This is a genomic window from Rhizobium sp. WW22, assembly GCF_047041135.1.
Lineage (GTDB): Bacteria > Pseudomonadota > Alphaproteobacteria > Rhizobiales > Rhizobiaceae > Rhizobium.
Genome location: NZ_CP178198.1, coordinates 1,282,108 through 1,304,129 on the forward strand (window position 1 = coordinate 1,282,108; position 22,022 = coordinate 1,304,129).

The 22,022-nt window shown below is 60.3% G+C and carries 22 protein-coding genes; 17 read left to right on the forward strand and 5 right to left on the reverse strand.

Annotated features, from left to right (window positions below; all coding sequences use genetic code 11):
• Positions 1-10: 10 nt before the first annotated feature.
• The 7 genes from ACK83U_RS06445 to lipA all read left to right on the forward strand — a co-directional run bounded on the left by ACK83U_RS06445 (position 11) and on the right by lipA (position 6,569).
• Positions 11-1,393 (forward strand): pyruvate dehydrogenase complex E1 component subunit beta, encoded by a 1,383-nt coding sequence (locus tag ACK83U_RS06445; RefSeq protein ID WP_112610225.1) that lies wholly within the window; start codon positions 11-13, stop codon positions 1,391-1,393.
• Between the two features lie 15 nt (positions 1,394-1,408).
• Entirely contained in the window at positions 1,409-2,767 is a 1,359-nt protein-coding gene (locus tag ACK83U_RS06450; protein WP_112610227.1) for a pyruvate dehydrogenase complex dihydrolipoamide acetyltransferase, read from the forward strand.
• Between the two features lie 25 nt (positions 2,768-2,792).
• The gene (locus tag ACK83U_RS06455; RefSeq protein ID WP_069612108.1) at positions 2,793-3,434 is read left to right on the forward strand and encodes an SGNH/GDSL hydrolase family protein; all 642 of its coding nucleotides are present in this window, start codon (positions 2,793-2,795) and stop codon (positions 3,432-3,434) included.
• 52 nt (positions 3,435-3,486) lie between these two features.
• Positions 3,487-4,932: a dihydrolipoyl dehydrogenase gene (gene lpdA / locus ACK83U_RS06460; RefSeq protein WP_112415153.1), complete on the forward strand. Its 1,446-nt coding sequence runs from the start codon at positions 3,487-3,489 to the stop codon at positions 4,930-4,932.
• A gap of 55 nt (positions 4,933-4,987) precedes the next feature.
• Positions 4,988-5,242: a GlsB/YeaQ/YmgE family stress response membrane protein gene (locus tag ACK83U_RS06465; protein ID WP_015339818.1), complete on the forward strand. Its 255-nt coding sequence runs from the start codon at positions 4,988-4,990 to the stop codon at positions 5,240-5,242.
• Between the two features lie 70 nt (positions 5,243-5,312).
• Positions 5,313-5,561: a GlsB/YeaQ/YmgE family stress response membrane protein gene (locus tag ACK83U_RS06470; RefSeq protein ID WP_015339819.1), complete on the forward strand. Its 249-nt coding sequence runs from the start codon at positions 5,313-5,315 to the stop codon at positions 5,559-5,561.
• 36 nt (positions 5,562-5,597) lie between these two features.
• Positions 5,598-6,569, forward strand: coding sequence for a lipoyl synthase (gene lipA, locus ACK83U_RS06475; protein ID WP_112338334.1), 972 nt, complete (start codon positions 5,598-5,600; stop codon positions 6,567-6,569).
• 45 nt (positions 6,570-6,614) lie between these two features.
• On the opposite strand, the gene ACK83U_RS06480 is transcribed toward lipA, so the two are convergent.
• Positions 6,615-6,989: a VOC family protein gene (locus ACK83U_RS06480; RefSeq protein ID WP_112338335.1), complete on the reverse strand. Its 375-nt coding sequence runs from the start codon at positions 6,987-6,989 to the stop codon at positions 6,615-6,617.
• Between the two features lie 191 nt (positions 6,990-7,180).
• Here ACK83U_RS06480 and ACK83U_RS06485 point away from each other — a divergent pair, with 191 nt between their 5' ends.
• Positions 7,181-7,729, forward strand: coding sequence for an AAA family ATPase (locus tag ACK83U_RS06485; protein WP_412474837.1), 549 nt, complete (start codon positions 7,181-7,183; stop codon positions 7,727-7,729).
• Positions 7,730-7,738: 9 nt separating this feature from the next.
• The gene (locus tag ACK83U_RS06490; protein WP_112338338.1) at positions 7,739-8,185 is read left to right on the forward strand and encodes a type II toxin-antitoxin system RatA family toxin; all 447 of its coding nucleotides are present in this window, start codon (positions 7,739-7,741) and stop codon (positions 8,183-8,185) included.
• Between the two features lie 12 nt (positions 8,186-8,197).
• On the opposite strand, the gene ACK83U_RS06495 is transcribed toward ACK83U_RS06490, so the two are convergent.
• Positions 8,198-8,692 (reverse strand): CinA family protein, encoded by a 495-nt coding sequence (locus ACK83U_RS06495; RefSeq protein WP_412474807.1) that lies wholly within the window; start codon positions 8,690-8,692, stop codon positions 8,198-8,200.
• Complete coding sequence (locus ACK83U_RS06500; protein ID WP_112610231.1) at positions 8,692-9,912, reverse strand: bifunctional 2-C-methyl-D-erythritol 4-phosphate cytidylyltransferase/2-C-methyl-D-erythritol 2,4-cyclodiphosphate synthase; 1,221 nt, start codon at positions 9,910-9,912, stop codon at positions 8,692-8,694. The genes ACK83U_RS06495 and ACK83U_RS06500 overlap by 1 nt, the downstream gene beginning before the upstream one ends.
• Before the next feature lie 220 nt (positions 9,913-10,132).
• Between ACK83U_RS06500 and dusB the strand changes: the two genes are divergently transcribed.
• The 8 genes from dusB to hflX all read left to right on the forward strand — a co-directional run bounded on the left by dusB (position 10,133) and on the right by hflX (position 20,350).
• Positions 10,133-11,161 (forward strand): tRNA dihydrouridine synthase DusB, encoded by a 1,029-nt coding sequence (gene dusB, locus ACK83U_RS06505; protein WP_112610233.1) that lies wholly within the window; start codon positions 10,133-10,135, stop codon positions 11,159-11,161.
• Positions 11,158-12,315, forward strand: a complete 1,158-nt coding sequence (locus ACK83U_RS06510) for a two-component system sensor histidine kinase NtrB (RefSeq protein WP_015339827.1) — start codon at positions 11,158-11,160, stop codon at positions 12,313-12,315. Before dusB ends, ACK83U_RS06510 begins: the two co-directional genes overlap by 4 nt.
• Positions 12,312-13,763, forward strand: a complete 1,452-nt coding sequence (ntrC, locus tag ACK83U_RS06515; RefSeq protein WP_112338341.1) for a nitrogen regulation protein NR(I) — start codon at positions 12,312-12,314, stop codon at positions 13,761-13,763. The genes ACK83U_RS06510 and ntrC overlap by 4 nt, the downstream gene beginning before the upstream one ends.
• Before the next feature lie 283 nt (positions 13,764-14,046).
• Entirely contained in the window at positions 14,047-16,320 is a 2,274-nt protein-coding gene (locus tag ACK83U_RS06520) for a sensor histidine kinase NtrY-like (RefSeq protein ID WP_112338342.1), read from the forward strand.
• Positions 16,310-17,674 (forward strand): sigma-54-dependent transcriptional regulator, encoded by a 1,365-nt coding sequence (locus ACK83U_RS06525; RefSeq protein ID WP_112610235.1) that lies wholly within the window; start codon positions 16,310-16,312, stop codon positions 17,672-17,674. Before ACK83U_RS06520 ends, ACK83U_RS06525 begins: the two co-directional genes overlap by 11 nt.
• A gap of 49 nt (positions 17,675-17,723) precedes the next feature.
• Complete coding sequence (locus ACK83U_RS06530) at positions 17,724-18,587, forward strand: D-amino-acid transaminase (RefSeq protein WP_112610237.1); 864 nt, start codon at positions 17,724-17,726, stop codon at positions 18,585-18,587.
• 107 nt (positions 18,588-18,694) lie between these two features.
• Positions 18,695-18,937 carry an RNA chaperone Hfq gene (gene hfq / locus ACK83U_RS06535; protein ID WP_003539403.1) on the forward strand — a complete coding sequence of 81 codons (243 nt, stop codon included), beginning with the start codon at positions 18,695-18,697 and terminating at the stop codon, positions 18,935-18,937.
• Positions 18,938-19,015: 78 nt separating this feature from the next.
• Positions 19,016-20,350 (forward strand): GTPase HflX, encoded by a 1,335-nt coding sequence (hflX, locus tag ACK83U_RS06540; RefSeq protein ID WP_112610239.1) that lies wholly within the window; start codon positions 19,016-19,018, stop codon positions 20,348-20,350.
• A gap of 7 nt (positions 20,351-20,357) precedes the next feature.
• On the opposite strand, the gene mazG is transcribed toward hflX, so the two are convergent.
• Together mazG and ACK83U_RS06550 are read right to left on the reverse strand one after the other, a co-directional pair.
• A complete protein-coding gene (gene mazG, locus ACK83U_RS06545) occupies positions 20,358-21,206 on the reverse strand; it encodes a nucleoside triphosphate pyrophosphohydrolase (protein WP_112610241.1) in 849 nt (282 codons plus the stop codon).
• 22 nt (positions 21,207-21,228) lie between these two features.
• Positions 21,229-21,816 (reverse strand): deaminase, encoded by a 588-nt coding sequence (locus ACK83U_RS06550; protein ID WP_112400656.1) that lies wholly within the window; start codon positions 21,814-21,816, stop codon positions 21,229-21,231.
• Between the last annotated feature and the right edge of the window lie 206 nt (positions 21,817-22,022).

The following is a 22,022-nucleotide window of genomic DNA, read 5'->3' on the forward strand; positions in this document are numbered from 1 at the left end:
GAGGGACACTATGCCCATCGACATTCTCATGCCCGCCCTTTCTCCGACTATGGAAGAGGGTACCCTTTCGAAATGGCTCAAGAAGGAAGGCGACAAGGTCGTTTCCGGTGACGTCATTGCCGAAATCGAAACCGACAAGGCCACCATGGAAGTGGAAGCCGTCGACGAAGGCACGATCGGCAAGCTGCTGATCGACGCCGGCACCGAAGGCGTCAAGGTCAACACCAAGATCGCCATCCTCTTGCAGGACGGTGAATCCGCAGACGCTATTTCGTCCGCAAAGGCTGCACCTGCTGCCGAGCCGGCAAAGACCGAGGCTCCTGCCGCCGCTCCGGCCCCTGCTGCTGCGCCGGTCCCGGCCCAGCCGAAGGTTGCCGCTGCGGCTGATCCGGAAATTCCGGCCGGCACGGAAATGGCGTCGATGACAGTGCGTGAAGCGCTGCGCGATGCGATGGCCGAAGAAATGCGCGCCAACCCAGACGTCTTCGTCATGGGTGAAGAAGTCGCCGAATATCAGGGTGCCTACAAGGTGACCCAGGGCCTGCTGCAGGAGTTCGGCGCCCGCCGCGTGATCGATACCCCGATCACCGAGCACGGCTTTGCCGGTATCGGCGTCGGCGCCGCTATGGCCGGCCTCCGCCCGATTGTCGAGTTCATGACCTTCAACTTCGCCATGCAGGCGATCGACCAGATCATCAATTCCGCCGCCAAGACGCTGTACATGTCCGGTGGCCAGATGGGCGCTCCGATCGTCTTCCGCGGCCCGAACGGTGCTGCTGCCCGCGTCGGCGCCCAGCACAGCCAGGACTATGCCGCCTGGTATAGCCACATTCCGGGCCTCAAGGTTGTCATGCCCTATACGGCAGCCGACGCCAAGGGCCTGCTCAAGGCTGCGATCCGCGATCCGAACCCGGTCATTTTCCTTGAGAACGAAATCCTCTACGGTCAGCATTTCGATGTGCCGAAGCTCGATAACTTCGTTCTGCCGATCGGCAAGGCCCGCATTCATCGTCCTGGCAAGGACGTGACGGTCGTCTCTTTCGGCATCGGCATGACCTATGCCACGAAGGCCGTCGCCGAGCTGGAAGCCCAGGGCATCGATGTCGAACTCATCGACCTGCGCACCATCCGCCCGATGGATCTTCCGACGATCATCGAATCGGTCAAGAAGACCGGCCGCCTGGTCACCGTCGAGGAAGGCTATCCGCAGTCCTCCGTCGGCACGGAAATCGCCACCCGCGTCATGCAGCAGGCCTTCGATTATCTCGATGCGCCGATCCTGACGATCGCTGGCAAGGACGTACCCATGCCATACGCCGCCAACCTCGAAAAGCTGGCGCTTCCGAGCGTCGCCGAAGTGGTCGATGCGGTGAAGGCCGTTTGCTACAAGTAAGGGGAGGGCTCATCGATGCCTATCAACATCACCATGCCTGCCCTCTCGCCGACCATGGAAGAGGGCAACCTCGCCAAGTGGCTGGTCAAGGAAGGCGACAAGATCAAGTCCGGCGATGTCATCGCCGAGATCGAGACTGACAAGGCAACGATGGAAGTCGAGGCTGTCGATGAGGGCACGGTCGCCAAGATCGTCGTTCCTGCCGGCACCGAAGGCGTGAAGGTCAATGCCCTGATCGCCGTGATCGCTGCCGATGGCGAGGATGTCGCGGCTGCAGCATCCGGCGCTGGTGCCGCTGCTGCTCCGGCAGCCAAGGAAGCTCCGAAGGCGGAAGCCGCACCTGCGGCAGCTCCGGCTCCGGCAAGCGTTTCGGCTCCTGCGGCTGCACCTGCACCCGTTGCATCGGCTCCAGCAGCAAACGATGGTCATCGCACCTTCGCGTCTCCGCTCGCACGCCGTCTTGCCAAGGAAGCCGGCATCGATGTGACTGCGGTTTCCGGCACCGGCCCGCATGGTCGCGTGGTCAAGAAGGATATCGAAGCTGCCGTTTCCGGCGGCACCGCCAAGGCTGCTCCTGCAACAGCATCGGCTGCTCAGCCGGCTGCCGCTGCTGCTCCGGCCGCTGCGAAGGGCATGTCCGACGACGCCGTGCTCAAGCTGTTCGAGCAGCGCTCCTACGAGCTCGTGCCGCACGACGGCATGCGCAAGACGATTGCAAAGCGCCTGCAGGAATCCAAGCAGACGATCCCGCACTTCTACGTTTCGGTCGATTGCGAACTCGACGCGCTGCTGGCGCTCCGCACGCAGCTCAACGATTCCGCTCCGAAGTCGAAGGATGGTGTTCCGGCCTACAAGCTCTCGGTCAACGACATGGTCATCAAGGCCCTGGCGCTGGCGTTGCGCGATGTTCCGGATGCCAATGTCTCCTGGACCGACAGCGCGATGGTCAAGCACAAGCATGCCGATGTCGGCGTTGCCGTCTCCATTCCGGGCGGCCTGATCACGCCGATCATCCGTAGCGCCGAGCAGAAGACGCTCTCCACCATCTCCAACGAGATGAAGGACTACGGCAAGCGCGCCAAGGAGCGCAAGCTGAAGCCCGAGGAGTATCAGGGCGGCACCACCGCCGTGTCGAACATGGGCATGATGGGCGTCAAGAACTTCGCCGCCGTCGTCAACCCACCGCATGCGACCATCCTGGCCGTCGGCGCGGGGGAGCAGCGCGTCATCGTCAAGAAGGGCGAGATGGTGATTGCCAACGTGATGACCGTCACGCTGTCGACCGACCACCGCGCCGTCGACGGTGCGCTCGGTGCCGAGCTCCTGGCAGCCTTCAAGGGTTACATCGAAAATCCGATGGGGATGCTCGTCTGAGCCTTGTTGTGACACGGAGGCATGAATGACCAAGACTGTTCTGTGTTACGGCGACTCGCTGACATGGGGCTACAGCGCCGAAACGGTCGGCCGTCATGCCTATGAAGATCGGTGGCCGAGCGTGCTGCAAAAGGCGCTCGGCAACCAGGTGCGCGTGATCCCGGAAGGATTGAACGGCCGCACGACCGCTTTCGACGATCATCTCGCCGATTGCGACCGCAACGGCGCGAGGATCCTGCCGACGATCCTGCAGACCCACAATCCCCTTGATCTCGTTATCATCATGCTCGGCACTAACGACATGAAGCCCGTCGTTGCCGGTTCGGCCTTTGCCGCTCTGCAGGGCATCAGTCGCCTGGTCCAGCTGGTGCGCAATCATGCCTGGGGGTTCGACTACGAGGTGCCCGATATCCTCATCGTCGCCCCGCCGGCAATCACCGAGACGGCCAATGCCGCTTTTGCGGCCAGCTTTCTCGGCGCAGTCAAGGAATCGAGCAAGCTGCCGACGCTCTATAGCGATCTGGCGGACGAACTCGGATGCGGCTTCTTCGACGCTAATACGGTCGCTGTGACCACGCCGCTCGATGGCGTTCATCTCGATGCGGAAAACACCCGGGCGCTCGGTCGCGGCCTCGAGCCGATCGTGCGGATGATGCTCGGTCTCTGATAGATTCAAGGCGCCGGCTCCGATCCGCCGCCAGCAATAAGGCAGGAAACACATGGCTGAGAATTACGACGTCATTATCATCGGCTCCGGTCCGGGCGGTTATGTCGCCGCCGTGCGCGCCGGCCAGCTTGGCCTGAAGACCGCGATCGTCGAGCGCGAGCACCTGGGCGGCATCTGCCTCAACTGGGGCTGCATACCCACCAAGGCGCTGCTTCGTTCGGCCGAAATTCTCGATCATTCCAATCATCTGAAGGATTACGGCCTCGTTCTCGAAGGCAAGGTAAGCGCGGATGTGAAGGCCGTGGTCGCCCGTTCGCGTGGCGTTTCCGCTCGGCTCAACACCGGCGTCGGCTTCCTGATGAAGAAGAACAAGGTCGACGTCATCTGGGGCGAAGCCAAGATCACCAAGCCGGGCGAGATCGTTGTCGGCAAGTCGACCAAGCCGGTCGTCGAGCCGCAGCATCCGGTGCCGAAGAACGTCAAGGGCGAAGGCACCTATACCGCCAAGCACATCATCGTCGCGACCGGAGCCCGTCCGCGCGCGCTGCCAGGCATTGAGCCGGACGGCAAGCTGATCTGGACCTATTTCGAAGCGCTGAAGCCGGATTTCCTGCCGAAGTCGCTGCTCGTCATGGGCTCGGGCGCCATCGGCATTGAATTTGCAAGCTTCTATCGCTCGATGGGCGTCGACGTCACCGTCGTTGAAGTCATGCCGACCATCATGCCGGTCGAGGATGCCGAAATCTCCGGCATTGCCCGCAAGCAGCTGGAAAAGCGCGGCCTGAAGATCTTCACCAAGGCGAAGGTCACGAAGGTCGATAAGGCTGCCAACTCGATCACTGCCCATGTCGAAACCGAAGACGGCAAGGTGCAGCAGATCGTTGCCGACCGTATGATCTCGGCCGTCGGTGTCCAGGGCAACATTGAGAACCTCGGCCTCGAGGCGCTCGGCGTGAAGACCGACCGCGGCTGCGTCGTCATCGATGGCTACGGCAAGACCAACGTGCCGGGCATCTACGCGATCGGCGACGTTGCCGGTCCTCCGATGCTGGCGCACAAGGCCGAGCATGAGGGCGTCGTCTGCATCGAGAAGATCGCCGGCCTGCCGAATGTTCACCCGACCGACAAGAGCAAGGTGCCGGGCTGCACCTATTGCCAGCCGCAGGTTGCTTCCGTCGGCCTCACCGAAGCCAAGGCCAAGGAACTCGGCCGCGATATCCGCGTCGGCCGCTTCTCCTTCGTCGCCAACGGCAAGGCGATCGCGCTTGGCGAAGACCAGGGTCTCTGCAAAGTCATCTTCGACAAGAAGACCGGCGAGCTTCTGGGCGCACATATGGTTGGCGCCGAGGTCACCGAACTCATCCAGGGCTTCGTCGTCGCCATGAACCTGGAGACGACCGAAGAAGAGCTGATGCATACGATCTTCCCGCATCCGACCGTTTCGGAAACGATGAAGGAAGCCGTGCTGGATGCCTATGGCCGGGTGCTGAACGCTTGATAATTTCCTGCCATGCCCTTTATCCAGGGGGTGGAAAACAGGAAAGGAAATCAACATGTCTATAACGGCGGAAGGTTGGATCGTCTTTCTTCTCATCGGGTTGGTCGCGGGTTTCCTCGCGAGCCTGATCGTTGGAGGCGGTGGGCTCATCGGTTGCCTGGTGAGCGGTGTGATCGGGGCTTTCGTGGGCGGTTTCCTCTTCCGTTATTTCGGGATATCGCTCGGCATTGAAAATGCGCTTGTCGTGGAGATCATCCATGCCACGGTCGGTGCGATCATTGTGGTGCTGTTGGCGAGATTGATCGTCTAGAGCATCATCGTTAAGACGCAACGCGACGCCCGGCAGGACTGTCCTGAAGGGCGCCCGAAAAGAGGGTTTGATGGAAAGCGTAGGTTGGCTGGGTCTGATCATCATCGGCGGTCTTGCGGGCTGGCTCGCGGGCAAGCTGATGGACGCACGCTATGGGGTCATCCTGAACATCATCCTCGGCATTGCCGGCTCGGTCGTAGCTGCGGCGCTGATGGTGGCCCTGCATGTCGGCGTACCCGGCGGCCGGCTTGGCTTTTTCATCACCGGTTTCATCGGTGCATGCATTCTGATATTCCTCGCCAAATTCGCTCGGCGATGAAGGGCCGCATTTCAAGCGGCGGAAAGTAGACGTTTCATGGTCACCATTCTCGACACGATCAACCCGGACGCCAAGCGCGTGCGACACCCGGAGAAGGCGCATCGGCCGGATACGGAAGTCATGCGCAAGCCGGACTGGATCCGCGTGAAGGCGCCGACATCGAAGGGCTATGCCGAAACCCGCTCGATCGTGAAGGAGCACAAGCTCGTCACGGTCTGCGAGGAAGCCGGCTGCCCGAATATCGGCGAGTGCTGGGACAAGAAGCACGCCACCTTCATGATCATGGGCGAGATCTGTACCCGCGCCTGCGCCTTCTGCAACGTCGCGACCGGCAAGCCGAACGCGCTCGACATGGCGGAGCCGGAAAACGTCGCCAAGGCCGTCAAGCAGATGGGCCTCAGCCACGTCGTCATCACCTCGGTCGACCGCGACGACCTGGAAGATGGCGGCGCCGAGCATTTCGAGAAAGTCATCTGGGCGATCCGCGCCGCTTCGCCCTCGACTACGATCGAAATCCTGACACCGGACTTCCTGAAGAAGCCGGGCGCCCTGGAGCGCGTCGTCGCTGCCAAGCCTGACGTCTTCAACCACAATCTGGAAACCGTGCCCGGCAATTATCTGACGGTTCGCCCCGGCGCGCGCTACTTCCACTCCGTCCGCCTGCTGCAGCGGGTCAAGGAACTGGACCCGACCATGTTCACCAAGTCGGGCATCATGGTGGGCCTCGGCGAGGAGCGCAACGAAGTGCTGCAGCTGATGGACGACCTGCGCACCGCCGATGTCGACTTCTTGACCATCGGCCAATATCTGCAGCCGACGCGTAAGCATCATCAGGTGATGAGCTTCGTGACGCCGGAAGAATTCAAATCCTATGAGACTGTGGCTTACACCAAGGGCTTCCTTATGGTCGCTTCCAGTCCGCTGACGCGCTCGTCGCATCACGCCGGCGACGATTTCGCGCGTCTGCGTGCTGCCCGCGAAAAGAAGCTGCTGCTGGCAGCGGAATAGGAAAAAAGTAGTCTCTTTGTCCCCAGGGGCGGCGACGCGGAGATCTCATGAGCTTTTTGGTTCGAATAGTTCGATCGCGTTCCCGGACGGATCCTCGCACAGGATTTGTCGTCCGCCTGGTCCCTCTATGATGTCGTTGCGGAAATGAACACCATGTTCGCGCAGAGTGGAAACGAGTGTGGGCAATTCTTCCTGAATCTCAAGCACGAACCGGTTCCAGCCGCCCGGTTCAGGTTTGCGGCCATCCGGCATTGGGCGGGAAGCCGACGCCATCGGGCCTGCAAGCCACAATGTGAGGTCATCCCGTGTCAGAATCGCCATTGCCGGTCCGAACTGTTGTTTTAGCGTAAAGCCGAAATGCTTCAGATAGAATGCCGCTGCCGCTTCCACATCCTCTACTATGTACCGCACCATCGCCATTGCGCTGCTCCTCGATCTGGCCAAGGGATCCTTACCACGGTTTTCGCGTGCTCTGCCACAGGATCGTCATCCGCTTGATTTAGGAAGCACGCCAGCCGTTTGTTGCCCGTACCGGCGCCCGTCAAGATCGAATATGGAGCCGAATCGTGGAGCAGATCGTCGCGCCGCAAGCGCTTGACCGTGTCGTTAATATCGAAGAGGCGGCTGCGCTTGTCAAAAAGGCGAACCGAATCCTCGTCATGGGCTGCTCCGGCGGCGGCAAGTCGACCCTGTCGCAGAAGATCGCCACACACGTCGGCCTTGCCTATGTCTCGATCGATCGCGACGTTTTGTGGCTGCCAGGCTGGGTTCAGCGCGACAAGGCTGAGCAGCGCGCCATCATCGTTGCCAAAGTGCAGGGCGAGCGATGGATTATGGACGGAACCAATCCCTCAACATTCGATGTGCGTCTGCCACGCACGGACTTGGTCATATGGGTGAGGATGCCTCGCTTACTATGCATCTGGGGTGCCGTTTCTCGCTGGATTAAATGGATGGGCCGCACGCGACCGGAGATGGCGCCTGGCTGCATAGAAAAAATCGATTGGGAGTTCCTGCGCTTCATCTGGACATTTGAAGAAAAATTCACGCCGCGGGTTCTTGCCGGTCTTGCCGAGCACGGTCCTGATGTCCCCGTTTTGCAGCTGAAATCCCGCGGCGAAATGCGTCAGCTCCTTGATCTTCTTGGCCGTCCTGCTTAATTGCGGCTCATGCCTCAATTCGAAACCCATCGCCCCGTTCCGCATTCGCCAGACCAGATGTTCGACCTCGTCGCCGATGTGGAGCGCTATCCGGAATTCCTGCCGCTTTGCGAGGCGCTGACGATCCGCAGCCGCAAGGAGCGTGACGGCAAGAGCCTGCTCGTTGCCGATATGACGGTCGGCTATAAGGCCATCCGCGAGACGTTCACCACACAGGTGCTGCTGAACAAAGCGGAGCGCGCGATCGACGTGAAATACATCGATGGACCGTTCAAATATCTCGATAATCGCTGGCGCTTTGCGCCCTCTGAAAACGGCGGCTGCAGTATCGATTTCTTTATCGATTACGAGTTCAAGAGCCGCATCCTCGGCGCCTTGATGGGATCGATGTTCGATCGGGCTTTCCGCATGTTCACGGATGCCTTCGAGACGCGCGCGAACAAGATCTATGCTTGAAGCTACGCCCGGTCACTGACCGAGCATGACGAGCATCTCCAGCGCCGTCTTCAACGTAGCGAGCCGAACCTTGTCGCGGCCGATGTCGCCATAGCGCATTTCGTGATGGAGGAGCGCGCCGCTGCGAGCCTTGGCGGCGAGGTGGACGAGCCCGACCGGCTTTTCTGCCGAACCGCCGCCGGGGCCGGCGATACCCGTAACCGCTACGGCGAAATCAGCCCGGGAGCGGAAGAGGGCGCCATAGACCATCTGCAGCGCCGTTTCCTTTGAAACCGCGCCGAACTGCGTAAGTGTCTGCTCCTGAACGCCGAGCATCTCCATCTTGGCAGTGTTGGTGTAGGTGACGAAGCCGCGATCGAGGACGGCGGATGAGCCGGGAATTTCCGTCAGAGCGCCGGCGATCAGCCCGCCGGTGCAGGATTCGGCTGTCGCGACCATCCAGCTTTTTGCTGTGAAATCCGTCACGATCGTTTGCGCGAGCGCGATAATCTCATCGGGAAAATGCATTATGCCTTGCCTCCGCGATAAACGACGGTGGCGGTCGCGATGGCCGCTATGCCTTCGCGGCGGCCGACGAAGCCGATCTTCTCGTTCGTGGTTGCCTTGACCGAGCAGCGATCGATGCTGATGCCCAGAAACTCCGAGAGCCTGGCCCGCATGGTGTCGCGATGCGGCCCGACCTTCGGCGCCTCGGCGATCAGCGAGACATCGGCATTCATGATGGTGCCGCCGCGTTCGCGAACGATCTTTGCCGCATGCTCGATGAAGATGCGCGACGGAGCGCCCTTCCATTGCGGATCGGAGGGCGGGAAATGATCGCCGATATCGCCGGCGCCGCAGGTGGCGAGCAGCGCGTCCGTCAGGGCATGCAGGGCGACATCGGCGTCCGAGTGCCCTTTCAGCTTCTGGTCGTGGGGAATGAAGACGCCGCAAAGGGTGACGCCATCGCCCGGCTCCAGCTGGTGGACGTCATAGCCGTTGCCGGTGCGCACATCAGGCAGCAGGCCGGCGCCGAGCTTTTCATCGGCCATGGCAATATCCCTTTTGATTGTCAGTTTTACGTTGTCGGCGCTGCCGATCACTAATGTCACCGGTAGGTTACACCATTCCGCGATTGCCGCATCGTCCGTGAAATCGGTTCTGCCATCGGCAGCGGCTTTTTCATGGGCGTCGAGAATATCGGCGAAACGGAAGGATTGCGGCGTCTGCGCGGCGTGCAACCCGGTGCGGGGAATCGTATCGACGACTAGTCCATCGGCATTGCCGCGCTTCAGCGTGTCTGTGACGGGCATAGCTGGCAGCACGGCCGGCGCACCGTCTGCAAGCGCTGCGGCGACACGATCCAGCAGATCATGATCGAAGAAGGGGCGTACGGCATCGTGGATCATCACATGCGTGACGCCGCTGTCTTTCAAAGCGCGCAGCCCGGCAAGCACGGACTGCTGGCGAGTCGCGCCACCGAAGGTGATCTTGATCTCAGGCAGGCCTGAAACCTGTTCCAGAGCCGCACGCAGCAGCTTCTCATCGTCGCGATGGATGACGACGACGATTTTCGATGCCTGCGGCCATGTCACGAATCTTTCAAGCGTATGCGCAATAACCGCTCTGCCGCCGATCGGACGATATTGCTTGGGGCCTTCTTCCGGAGAACCCGCCCGTTCGCCCCGCCCGGCGGCCACGATGACGATTCCCACCGACAACGGTTGCTTTGAATGCATTTGCGTCATAAATCCCCGAAGATGAAAGGCTCCGTCTCGGCATGGCTTTGAAAAGCGTAGAGCTTTCTTTTGAACAAGCACATGCTAAATAGATCGCCAAAACGGGACCCTGCTCAAGCAGGGTCTATCGCCTCAACTGAGTATTTTCCAGCATCTGCCCAAAAAATATCGGGATTCTTCGAAACCCCTTGGCAAACTTTCAAAGCGTGTCTAAAAATAGTGCAGACGTATGGTGTGCCCGAAAGATAATCATTTGCTGTCTTCCAAGCTTGCAGCCCCATTTTCCATCGGTTCCGTATCCATCCGGAATCGTGTGATCCTGGCACCGATGTCGGGCGTAACCGATCTGCCTTTCCGGCAGCTTGCCTTGCGCTATGGCGCCGGTCTGGTCGTTACCGAAATGGTCGCAAGCCGCGAGCTCGTGCAGGATACGGCTGAATCCTGGGCGCGTCTGAGAAGCGCAGGGCTGAAGCCGCATATGGTGCAGCTTGCCGGCCGCGAGGCGCATTGGATGGCCGAGGCTGCAAAGATCGCCACGAACAATGGCGCCGATATCATCGATATCAATATGGGCTGCCCCGCCAAGAAGGTGATTGGCGGCTATTCCGGCTCGGCACTGATGCGCGATCCGGATCATGCGCTGACATTGATCGAAGCGACGGTCCGTGCGGTGAACATTCCCGTCACGCTGAAGATGCGGCTCGGCTGGGACGAGAGTTCCATCAATGCGCCTTATATCGCGCGCCGGGCCGAAGAGGCCGGAATTCAGCTAGTCACCATTCACGGCCGCACGCGCATGCAATTCTATGAGGGCAGGGCGGATTGGGATGCCATCCGCGCCGTGCGCGATGTTGTCTCCATCCCGCTTGTTGCCAATGGCGATGTCGAAACGGCTGAGGACGCCGAGGAAATTTTGCGCCGCTCCGGTGCCGATGCCGTCATGATCGGCCGTGGCTGCCAGGGCCGCCCGTGGCATGCGGGCGTGTTGGCCGGTCATCGCGAGCCAAGCCGCCAGGAGATCGTCGAGATCGCTCTCGAACATTATCGGATGATGCTGGAATTCTACGGCGAAACGGTCGGCATTCGCCATGCGCGCAAGCATCTCTCCTGGTATCTCGACCGCTACGCGTCGGCAACGGCAGGTACCGACAAGGCAAAAATTATGACGTCGAAAGATAGCGGCGAAGTGGCTGCATCCTTCCGTGCTGCGCTGCAGGCCGGCGCCGATCTCGCCCAATGCGTTCAGGAGGCTGCATGACCTCGAAATCCAGCTCCGGCGCCGGTGATACCGCGGCCAACTCTGTCGCCATGGCGGTTCTCAACGCAATCCAGAATCCCGTCGTCATGGTCGACGAGGCGGGTTTGATTGCTTTCGCCAACTGGGAGGCGGAGGCCTTCTTCGGCGCCAGCGCATCGCATCTGTCGCGCTACAAGATTTCGACGTTCATTCCGTTCGGCAGCCCCTTGCTGGCGTTGATCGATCAGGTGCGGGAGCGCCGCGCGCCGGTCAACGAATATCGCGTCGATCTGAGTTCGCCGCGCCTGGGACAGGACAAGCTGGTGGATATTTATGTTGCGCCGATTTCCAGCGACCCCGGCTCCGTGGTGGTGGTGTTCCAGGAACGCTCCATGGCGGACAAGATCGACCGGCAGCTGACGCATCGCGCCGCCGCCCGATCGGTCACAGGCCTTGCCTCCATGTTGGCGCATGAGATCAAGAATCCGCTGTCGGGCATCCGCGGCGCCGCACAGCTGCTGGAGCAATCGGTCGAAGACGACGATCGCGCGCTGACGCGCCTTATCTGCGACGAGACGGACCGTATCGTCTCGCTGGTCGACCGCATGGAAGTTTTCTCCGACGAGCGGCCCGTCGATCGCGTCCCCGTCAACATCCACTCCGTGCTCGATCATGTGAAGGCCGTCGCCAAGGCCGGCTTTGCCCGCAACATCAAGATCTCAGAGAATTACGACCCCTCGCTGCCGGCGGTTTTCGCAAACCGGGATCAGCTCGTACAGGTCTTTCTCAATCTGGTGAAGAACGCTGCTGAAGCGGTGGGCGACCGTCAGGACGGCGAGATCATGCTGACAACGGCCTATCGCCCCGGCATCAGACTCTCGGTCGCCGGCACGCGCGAAAAAATCTCGCTGCCGCTGGAATTCTGCGTTATCGACAACGGCCCGGGCGTGCCGGCCGATCTCGTGCCGCATCTCTTCGATCCGTTCATCACCACGAAGACGAATGGTACCGGCCTCGGCCTCGCGCTGGTCGCCAAGATCATCGGTGACCACGGCGGCATCGTCGAATGCGACAGCCAGAACCATCGCACCACATTCCGTGTTTTGATGCCTGCCTCCAAAGGCATCACCTCTGAAGATGCCCCACTTCCGAACTCTACAGGGACTACTCGATGACAGCCACGATCCTTGTCGCCGATGACGATGCGGCCATCCGCACCGTGCTCAACCAGGCTTTGAGCCGCGCGGGTTACGATGTACGCATCACATCGAACGCTGCCACGCTCTGGCGTTGGGTCTCCGCCGGCGAAGGCGACCTTGTCGTAACCGACGTCGTCATGCCCGATGAAAACGCATTCGACCTGTTGCCGCGCATCAAGAAGGCGAGACCGGATCTGCCTGTTCTGGTCATGAGTGCGCAGAACACCTTCATGACGGCGATCAAGGCATCCGAGAAGGGCGCTTACGACTATCTCCCGAAGCCCTTCGATCTGACCGAGCTGATCGCTATCGTCGGCCGCGCCCTGTCCGAACCGAAGCGCAAGCCGGCAAAGCTCGACGACGACACGCAGGACGGCATGCCGCTTGTGGGGCGTTCGGCCGCGATGCAGGAAATCTATCGCGTGCTGGCGCGTCTGATGCAGACCGATCTCACGTTGATGATCACCGGCGAATCCGGTACCGGCAAGGAACTGGTGGCGCGTGCCCTGCATGATTATGGCAAGCGCCGCAACGGTCCCTTTGTGGCCATCAACATGGCCGCCATCCCGCGCGACCTGATCGAATCCGAACTGTTCGGCCACGAGAAGGGCGCCTTCACTGGCGCGCAGACCCGCTCGACCGGACGTTTCGAACAGGCCGAAGGCGGCACGCTGTTCCTCGACGAAATCGGCGATATGCCGATGGATGCGCAGACGCGTCTGCTGCGCGTGCTGCAGCAGGGCGAATATACCACCGTTGGCGGCCGCACCCCGATCCGCACCGATGTCCGCATCGTCGCCGCCACCAACAAGGACCTGAAGCAGGCGATTAATCAGGGCCTCTTCCGCGAGGATCTCTATTACCGCCTCAACGTCGTGCCGCTGCGCTTGCCGCCGCTGCGCGACCGCGCCGAGGACATCCCGGATCTCGTGCGTCATTTCATCCAGCAGGCCGAGAAGGAAGGGCTGGGTTCCAAGCGTTTCGATCAGGAAGCGCTCGAACTCATGAAGGCCTATCCCTGGCCAGGCAACGTCCGCGAGCTGGAAAATCTTATCCGCCGGCTGATGGCGCTTTATCCGCAGGATGTCATCACCAAGGAGATCATCGACGCGGAGCTGCGCGCCGACGTGCCCGACAGCCCGATCGAAAAAGGGCCGGTCCGCACCGGCTCCATGACCATCGCGCAGGCGGTGGAAGAGAATATGCGGACCTATTTCGCCAGTTTCGGCGAGAACCTGCCGCCCCCGGGTCTCTACGACCGCGTATTGACGGAGATGGAATATCCGCTGATTCTCGCCGCCCTGACCGCGACACGCGGTAATCAGATCAAGGCGGCCGATCTTTTGGGTCTCAACCGCAATACGCTACGCAAAAAGATCAGAGAACTGGGTGTTTCGGTTTACAGAAGTTCCCGAACGGCTTGACAACGCGAGCCGATGCGTTGCATTTTCGCCACAATGCGTTGCTTAAAGGTCACGCAGTTGATTCGTCGTTTTTGCAGTGGCGATTCGTCTGGCCAGCTCTCCCAAAGGCAAGAGTTCGTCTGATTTTTCAGCTATTTGCAATGATGACCTGAAGTAAGGGTTTCGCTCCTTAGCGAAACCGGACGACAGTTCCCGCCTCTGCCTGTCACTCGCATGAAGGTCGTAATTGGCCGTGCATTTGACCAGGGCGCCGACCGTCGCTCGGGCGTGGAGATTGATGGGAATGATACAGGACGCGGTGTCGCCGGCGGCGAGCGACGAGACGGTTGTCAAGGTGACGGATCGTCGTGCTTCCTTTGCCCTACCTGGTCTGATCCTGGCCGGCGGCGCGCTTTTGTGCGCCATTGCGACCTTGCTGATGCTTCTCGGGCTGACGCCAGTCGCCCCGACATCATCCGTCGTTTTCACCTCGGTCGTTATCAACGGACTTTTCGTCCTGGGTCTGATCGCTCTGATCGCCCGCGAAGTGGCGCGCCTGATGAAGGCACGCAGCCGTGGTCGCGCGGCAGCCCGCCTGCATATCCGCATCGTCGTTCTGTTCTCGATCGTCGCGATCACGCCGGCCATTCTCGTTGCCATCGTTGCCAGCCTGACGCTGAATGTCGGCCTGGATCGCTGGTTCGGCGTGCGCACGCAGCAGATCATCAGCTCCTCGCAGAACGTCGCGCAAGCCTATCTGATGGAGAATGCGAGCTATCTGCAGGGTCAGACTGTGTCGATGGCAAACGATCTGGAGCGTAACCGTTCGCTCTTCAATCTCGATCGCACCGGCTTTGCCGACTTGATGACCCGTCAGGCACGCGGGCGCGGCTTGCTGGGTGCATTTCTCGTGCGCCGCGACGGCAGCGCCATTGTCCAGGCCGAGATCAAGACCGAACGTCCGCTGCCGGCCATTCCAAAAGACGCGCTTGATTCTTCGGCCAACGGGCAACCGACTCTCATCCCGCCTGGCGTGACCAATCTTGTCGGCGCTGTCATCAAGCTCGATGAAATACCCGGCGCGTTTCTCTACACCGTTCGGGCGGTCGACCCGCGCGTCATGAATGCCATGAGGATGGTGGAGGACAATACGGTAGAGTACAAGGCGATGGAAGAAGGGCGCATGTCGCTCCAGATCGCTTTTGCCGTTCTTTATATCGGCTTTGCTCTCATCGTACTTCTGGCGGCGATCTGGACAGCCATCGCAATTGCCGATCGTATCGTCAGGCCCATCCGTCTCCTTATCAGCGCTGCGGATAACGTTGCTTCGGGGAACATGAACGTACTGGTGCCGGTACGCTCGGCTGACGGCGACGTCGGCAGCCTGTCGCGCACCTTCAACAAGATGATCTCGGAAATTCGCACGCAGCGCGATGAAATCCTTGAAGCGAAGGACGAGGTAGACGACCGACGCCGCTTCATCGAGGCCGTGCTGTCGGGTGTGACGGCGGCCGTGATCGGTGTCGAGCACGATCGGCGCATCACCATCGTCAATACTTCGGCTGAAGATCTACTGACGCTCAAGAGCGACGAGCTCATCGGCAAGAATCTGTCTGATATCTCACCAGAGGTCGATCAAGTCGTGACGGAAGCGACGACGCGCCATCGCAGCGATTTCCGCAAGCAGATAAGCCTTGTTCGCGGCGGAACGGTACGCACGCTCAGCGTTCAGGTAACGCGTGAGGAATCGCGCGATGCCAACGAGTCCTATGTCATCACACTTGATGACATTACCGATCTTGTCATAGCGCAACGCTCGACCGCCTGGGCCGATGTCGCCCGCCGCATTGCCCATGAGATCAAGAACCCGCTGACGCCCATTCAGCTGTCGGCCGAGCGTATCCGCCGCCGTTTCGGCAAGAACATCGCCGATGCCGACCGTCCTGTCTTCGACCAGTGCACGGATACGATCATCCGGCAGGTCGGTGATATCGGCCGCATGGTCGACGAGTTCTCCTCCTTCGCCCGCATGCCGAAGCCGACCATGGAGCCGACCGATCTGCGCGATATTCTGCGCGACGCCGTGTTCCTGCGCGAAATGGGCAATACACATGTCCAGTTCGGGCGTGAGCTGGGCGACGAACGGCTCGAGGGCATGTTCGATGCGCGAATGCTCGGCCAGGCCTTCGGCAATCTCATCAAGAATGCCGTCGAGGCAATCGAAGGCGTACCGAGCGACCAGGCTCGCGAGCAGCCGAAGATCCTCGTGCGCTCGTCGCTCGATCCGGATCGCGATCGCTTCACTGTCGACGTCATCGACAATGGCCGCGGCCTGCCGGTGGAAAACCGGCACAGCATTCTCGAACCCTATATGACGATGCGCGAGAAGGGCACGGGCCTTGGCCTCGCCATCGTCAAGAAGATCATTGAAGACCATGGCGGGCAGATCGAACTCCACGACGCGCCAGCCGATTTCGACCAGGGCAGGGGGGCCATGATCCGCGTGCATCTGCCGCGCCGTGAGCAAGCCGCCGTCGCCCATACAGAAAATGACAAGGAAAGCGTCTATGGCATCTGATATTCTCGTAGTCGACGACGAGGAAGACATTCGCGAAATCGTTTCGGGAATTCTTTCGGATGAGGGGCACGAAACTCGCACTGCGTATGACAGTGACAGCGCGCTCGCCGCGATTTCCGATCGCGCGCCGCGGCTGATCTTCCTCGATATCTGGATGCAGGGCAGCAAGCTCGACGGTCTGGCGCTATTGGATGAGATCAAGGCGCGCCATCCGGAGCTGCCCGTGGTTATGATTTCTGGTCATGGCAATATCGAAACGGCCGTGTCCGCCATCAAGCGCGGAGCTTTCGATTTCATCGAAAAGCCGTTCAAGGCCGATCGCCTCATCCTGATCGCCGAGCGCGCGTTGGAAAACTCCAAGCTGAAGCGTGAGGTCTCCGAGCTGAAGCGCCGCACGGGCGACGCCGTTGAATTGATCGGCACGTCGGTAGCCGTGTCGCAGCTGCGCCAGACCATCGACAAGGTTTCTCCCACCAACAGCCGCATCATGATCTTCGGTCCATCGGGCTCCGGCAAGGAGCTCGTGGCCCGGATGATCCACAAGAAGTCGACCCGCGCCAATGGCCCGTTTGTGGCGCTGAATGCCGCCACCATCACGCCAGAGCGCATGGAGATAGCGCTGTTCGGCACCGAAGGCTCGCCAGGGCAGGCGCGCAAGATCGGTGCCCTTGAAGAGGCCCATCGCGGCATTCTCTATCTCGACGAAGTCGGTGAAATGCCGCGCGAGACGCAGAACAAGATCCTGCGGGTGCTCGTCGACCAGCAGTTCGAGCGTGTCGGCGGTTCCAAGCGGGTGAAGGTGGATGTGCGCATCATCTCGTCCACGGCCTACAATCTCGAGAGCCGCATTGCCGAGGGCCTGTTCCGCGAAGATCTCTATCACCGCCTAGCTGTCGTGCCCGTCCGCGTCCCGGCTCTTGCCGAGCGCCGGGAGGATATTCCCTTCCTCGTCGATCAGCTGATGCGCCAGATTTCGGAGCAGGCGGGCATCCGTCCGCGTCGCATCGGTGACGACGCCATGGCCGTGCTGCAGGCGCATGATTGGCCCGGCAACATCCGCCAGCTGCGCAACAATATCGAGCGGCTGATGATCCTGGCGCGCTCGGATGGGGCCGAGACACCGATCACCGCGGAAATGCTACCGACCGACCTCGGCGATATGCTGCCGAAGGTCTCCGCCAAGAATGATTACCACATCATGACATTGCCGCTGCGCGAAGCCCGCGAAATGTTCGAGCGCGATTATCTCATCGCTCAGATCAACCGGTTCGGCGGCAATATCTCGCGCACGGCGGAATTTGTCGGCATGGAACGCTCGGCACTCCATCGCAAGCTGAAGTCGTTGGGCGTCTGAACGGCCGCCCGACATTTCGAACATCACAGAATTCGGATCAGGGGCTTCTATGCCGAGAATAGCTTACGTCAACGGCCGCTATGTCAAGCACAGCGATGCCATGGTGCATATCGAGGATCGCGGCTATCAGTTCGCCGATGGCGTCTATGAGGTGTGCGAGGTTCGCCATGGCGTGATCGTCGACCTGACGCGTCATCTCGATCGCCTCAACCGTTCGCTGGGCGAGCTGCGCATCGCCTGGCCGATGACGCGCCAGGCATTGGTTCTCGTGATTCGCGAGACGCTGCGCCGCAACCATGTCCGCAATGGCCTATTCTATCTGCAGGTGACGCGCGGCGTTGCCCGGCGCGATCACGTCTTTCCGCCGGCCGGCACGCCATCCTCGATCGTCGTCACCGCCAAGAGCACCGATCAGTCCGTGATCGCCAAGAAGAACGCCAATGGCATCAAGGCGATCACCGTCCGCGACAACCGCTGGGATCGCGTGGATATCAAGTCGGTCGGACTGCTTCCGAACGCGATGGCCCGTCAGCAGGCCAAGGAGGCCGGCGCGCAGGAGGCGATCTATATCGATCACAATGGCATGGTGAAGGAAGGTGCGGCGACCAACGTCTGGATCGTCGATCACGACGGAAATCTCGTCACCCGCCCGGCCGAACACGGCATCCTGCGCGGCATCACCCGCACGACGCTGATGGACGTTGCAGCCAAGCTCGACGTGACGATCGTCGAGCGATTCTTCTCGGTCGAAGAGATGATGAAGGCCCGCGAAGTCTTCATCACGGCGGCGACAAGTATCTGTTTTCCGGTCGTTTCTATCGATGGAGAGACTATAGCGAACGGTCATCCGGGCAGCATGTCACAGAAAATTCGTGAAGCCTTTTTCGACGTTGCGGAAAAGACTGCGATTTGATACCAACATTCGCTGGGGGGAGAGAATGAGGGTATCTCCCGTCCGGGACCTCTGTATACCATGACATTCAACCGGCTCAGGTCGGCAAAAAAGAAAGAAGCGGCGCGATGGCGGAACGTTCTCAGAACTTGCAGGACTTGTTTCTCAATACTGTTCGCAAGCAAAAGATTTCACTCACAATTTTCTTGATTAACGGCGTGAAGCTCACAGGTGTCGTAACCTCATTCGACAATTTCTGCGTCCTGCTCCGCCGCGATGGCCATTCGCAGCTCGTCTACAAGCATGCGATCTCGACGATCATGCCGGGTCAGCCGATGCAGATGTTCGAGAGCGAAGAAGCCGCATCCTAACTGGGACTTGCCGTTATCACGACACGCGATACCAAAAATGATTCCCTCATCCCGGAGACCGTAAAACACCGGGATGACATGCGCGCTGTTGTCGTCGTGCCTGTGCTGAAACAGGCGCGCGCCGCGCGTTCCGCTCAAGCCGACAGTGCCATCTCCATTTCACGCCCGCCCGAAAGCCGACTGGAAGAGGCAAAGGGGCTTGCGCTGGCCATCGATCTCGATGTCGTCAACGGCTCAATCGTTGCCATCAACGATCCGCGGCCGGCAACGCTGCTCGGGACCGGCAAGATCGAAGAGATTCGCGCGCTGCTCGACGAGTTCAACGCCGGCCTCGTGATCGTCGATCATCCGTTGACGCCGGTACAGCAGCGCAATCTTGAAAAGGCATGGAACGCCAAGGTCATCGACCGCACCGGCCTCATTCTCGAAATCTTCGGCCGCCGCGCCTCCACCAAGGAGGGTACGCTGCAGGTCGAGCTTGCGCATCTGAACTACCAGAAGGGCCGGCTGGTTCGAAGCTGGACCCACCTTGAACGCCAGCGCGGCGGTGCCGGCTTCATGGGCGGCCCGGGTGAAACCCAGATCGAAGCCGACCGGCGCATGCTGCAGGAACGGATCATCCGGCTCGAGCGCGAGCTCGAACAGGTGGTTCGCACCCGCCAGCTTCATCGCGCCAAACGCAAGAAGGTGCCGCATCCGATCGTGGCTCTCGTCGGCTATACCAATGCCGGCAAGTCGACGCTCTTCAATCGCATTACCGGCGCCGGCGTGCTCGCGGAAGACATGCTGTTTGCGACGCTCGACCCGACGCTGCGCCGCATGAAGCTGCCGCATGGCCGCACGGTCATTCTCTCAGATACTGTTGGCTTCATCTCCGACCTGCCGACTCATCTGGTGGCCGCGTTTCGCGCAACGCTGGAAGAGGTGCTGGAAGCCGACTTGATCCTGCATGTCCGTGATCTCTCGGACGATGACAATCAGGCCCAGAGCGCTGACGTGATGCGCATTCTCGGCGATCTCGGCATTGGCGAGGCCGAAGGCGCCGAGCGCATCCTTGAGGTCTGGAACAAGATCGACCGCCTGGAGCCGGAAGCTCACGATGCCATCGTCCAGAAGGCGTCGACCGCGGAAAACGTCATTGCCGTCTCAGCGATAACAGGCGAGGGCGTCGATCGTCTGATGGATGAAATCAGCCGGCGCCTTTCCGGCGTGCTGACGGAAACGACGATCACCTTGCCCGTCGAAAAGCTGGCGCTGCTGCCCTGGCTTTACAATCACGCCATCGTCGATAACCGCGAGGACAATGAGGATGGCACGGTGACGCTCGACGTCCGACTCACAGAGACCGAAGCGGCTGAATTGGAGCGGCGCATGGGCAACGGCCCGAAGCCGCAACGCGAAGATTGGGAATAGACGGCTTTTACGCCGACTTGACACCTGCCAGCTGCCGCTCGATGGCCTTTGCTGACTGCCAGATTTCTTCCATCCGCTCCAGCGAGGCGCCTTCCAGCGTCTCGCCTTTAGCCTCGAGCGTTGTTTCGATGTGATGGAAGCGGCGGCGGAATTTGGTGTTCGTGCCGCGCAACGCCTGTTCGGGATCGGCGTTCACATGCCGGCCGATATTGACGACAGCAAAGATTAGATCGCCGAGTTCATCGCTGACCTTGGCCTTGTCGCCGCTTGCAAGCGCTGCCCGCAATTCGCCGATCTCCTCCTCGATCTTGTCGAGGATCGGCTCCGGCGCAGACCAATCGAAACCCACCTTGGCGGCGCGCTCCTGCAGTTTCAAGGCTTCGGTCAGGGCAGGGAAAGTCCGCTGCACTGAACCCAGGAAACCGGCCTTGAAATCTTCAGTGATACCGCTCTTGGTGCGGCGTTCGGCGCGTTCCCGCTTCTCTTCGGCCTTGATCCGGTCCCATTGCAGCGTCACCGCATCCTCGGTCTTGGCATCGGAGACGGCAAAGACATGTGGATGGCGACGGATCATCTTGCGGGTAATGGCGTGCACGACATCACCGAAGGAAAATGCTCCGGCCTCCTCGGCGATTCGCGCGTGGAAGACGACCTGCAGCAGGAGATCGCCGAGCTCGTCGCAAAGATCGTCGTTATCCTTGCGCTCGATCGCATCCGCGACCTCATAGGCCTCTTCGATCGTATAGGGCTTGATGGTTTCGAAGGTCTGGACGATGTCCCAGGGGCAACCGCTCTCCGGGTTTCGCAGCGCCGCCATGATGTCGATCAGACGGGAAATGTCTCGCGATGCTTCCATCGTTGCCTCTGGTCTTGCTCTATCAATTCAAAGGGATGTCGTTGCCGCTCTTCGACGCCTGGTAGTTGTCGGAGAGATCGGCATAGGCCTGCTTGATACGCGCTGTCTGGTCTTTGAGCTCGCCTTTGCGTGGATCCGCTTCCGTCTCCACCAGGTCGGAGATGGCAAAACTGTTCCAGAATGCGTTTTGGCGACGATAGCCGCCCGGCTCCAGGCCGAAGACTTCCTTCAGGATCTTGAGATCGTGCGGGATTGCGAAGGCGTCCCGCGAATCCTCATGGCTAAAGAAATAGTAGAAATTATCGAAGCCGGCCCAGGTGATGGCGGACATGCACATGGTGCAGGGCTCGTGCGTGGACAGGAAGATCAGATCCTTGGTCGCCGGCTTCTCGCCAAGCTCGTAGAAGCGTTTGAGGGTGTGAACCTCGCCATGCCAGAGCGGGTTTTCCAATTCATTGTTGGTTTCCGCAACGACCAGTGAGAGATCGGACTTCCGCAGGATGGCCGCGCCGAAAACCTTGTTGCCGGCAGCCACGCCTCTGCGGGTCAGGGGAAGGATGTCATGCTCGACGACATTGAGGAGGCGTGCAGCGATGCTATTGTCAGACAAGGGTTTTCTCCAGCGATTTTCGCTGCAGTCTATCGGGATTGCAAATGCGGCGGTATGCGTAAATAACTTAAAGACTATGTTTGCCACAAGCAATAAAGCAGCTCGGCAATGGGGCTAAGTCATAAAAATCTATAAATTTTATAGGCTTATTGCGATCTGCTCGCCTGGTGAGTTTTGCTCAAATCCTTGGCATGTCGAGCAAAAGA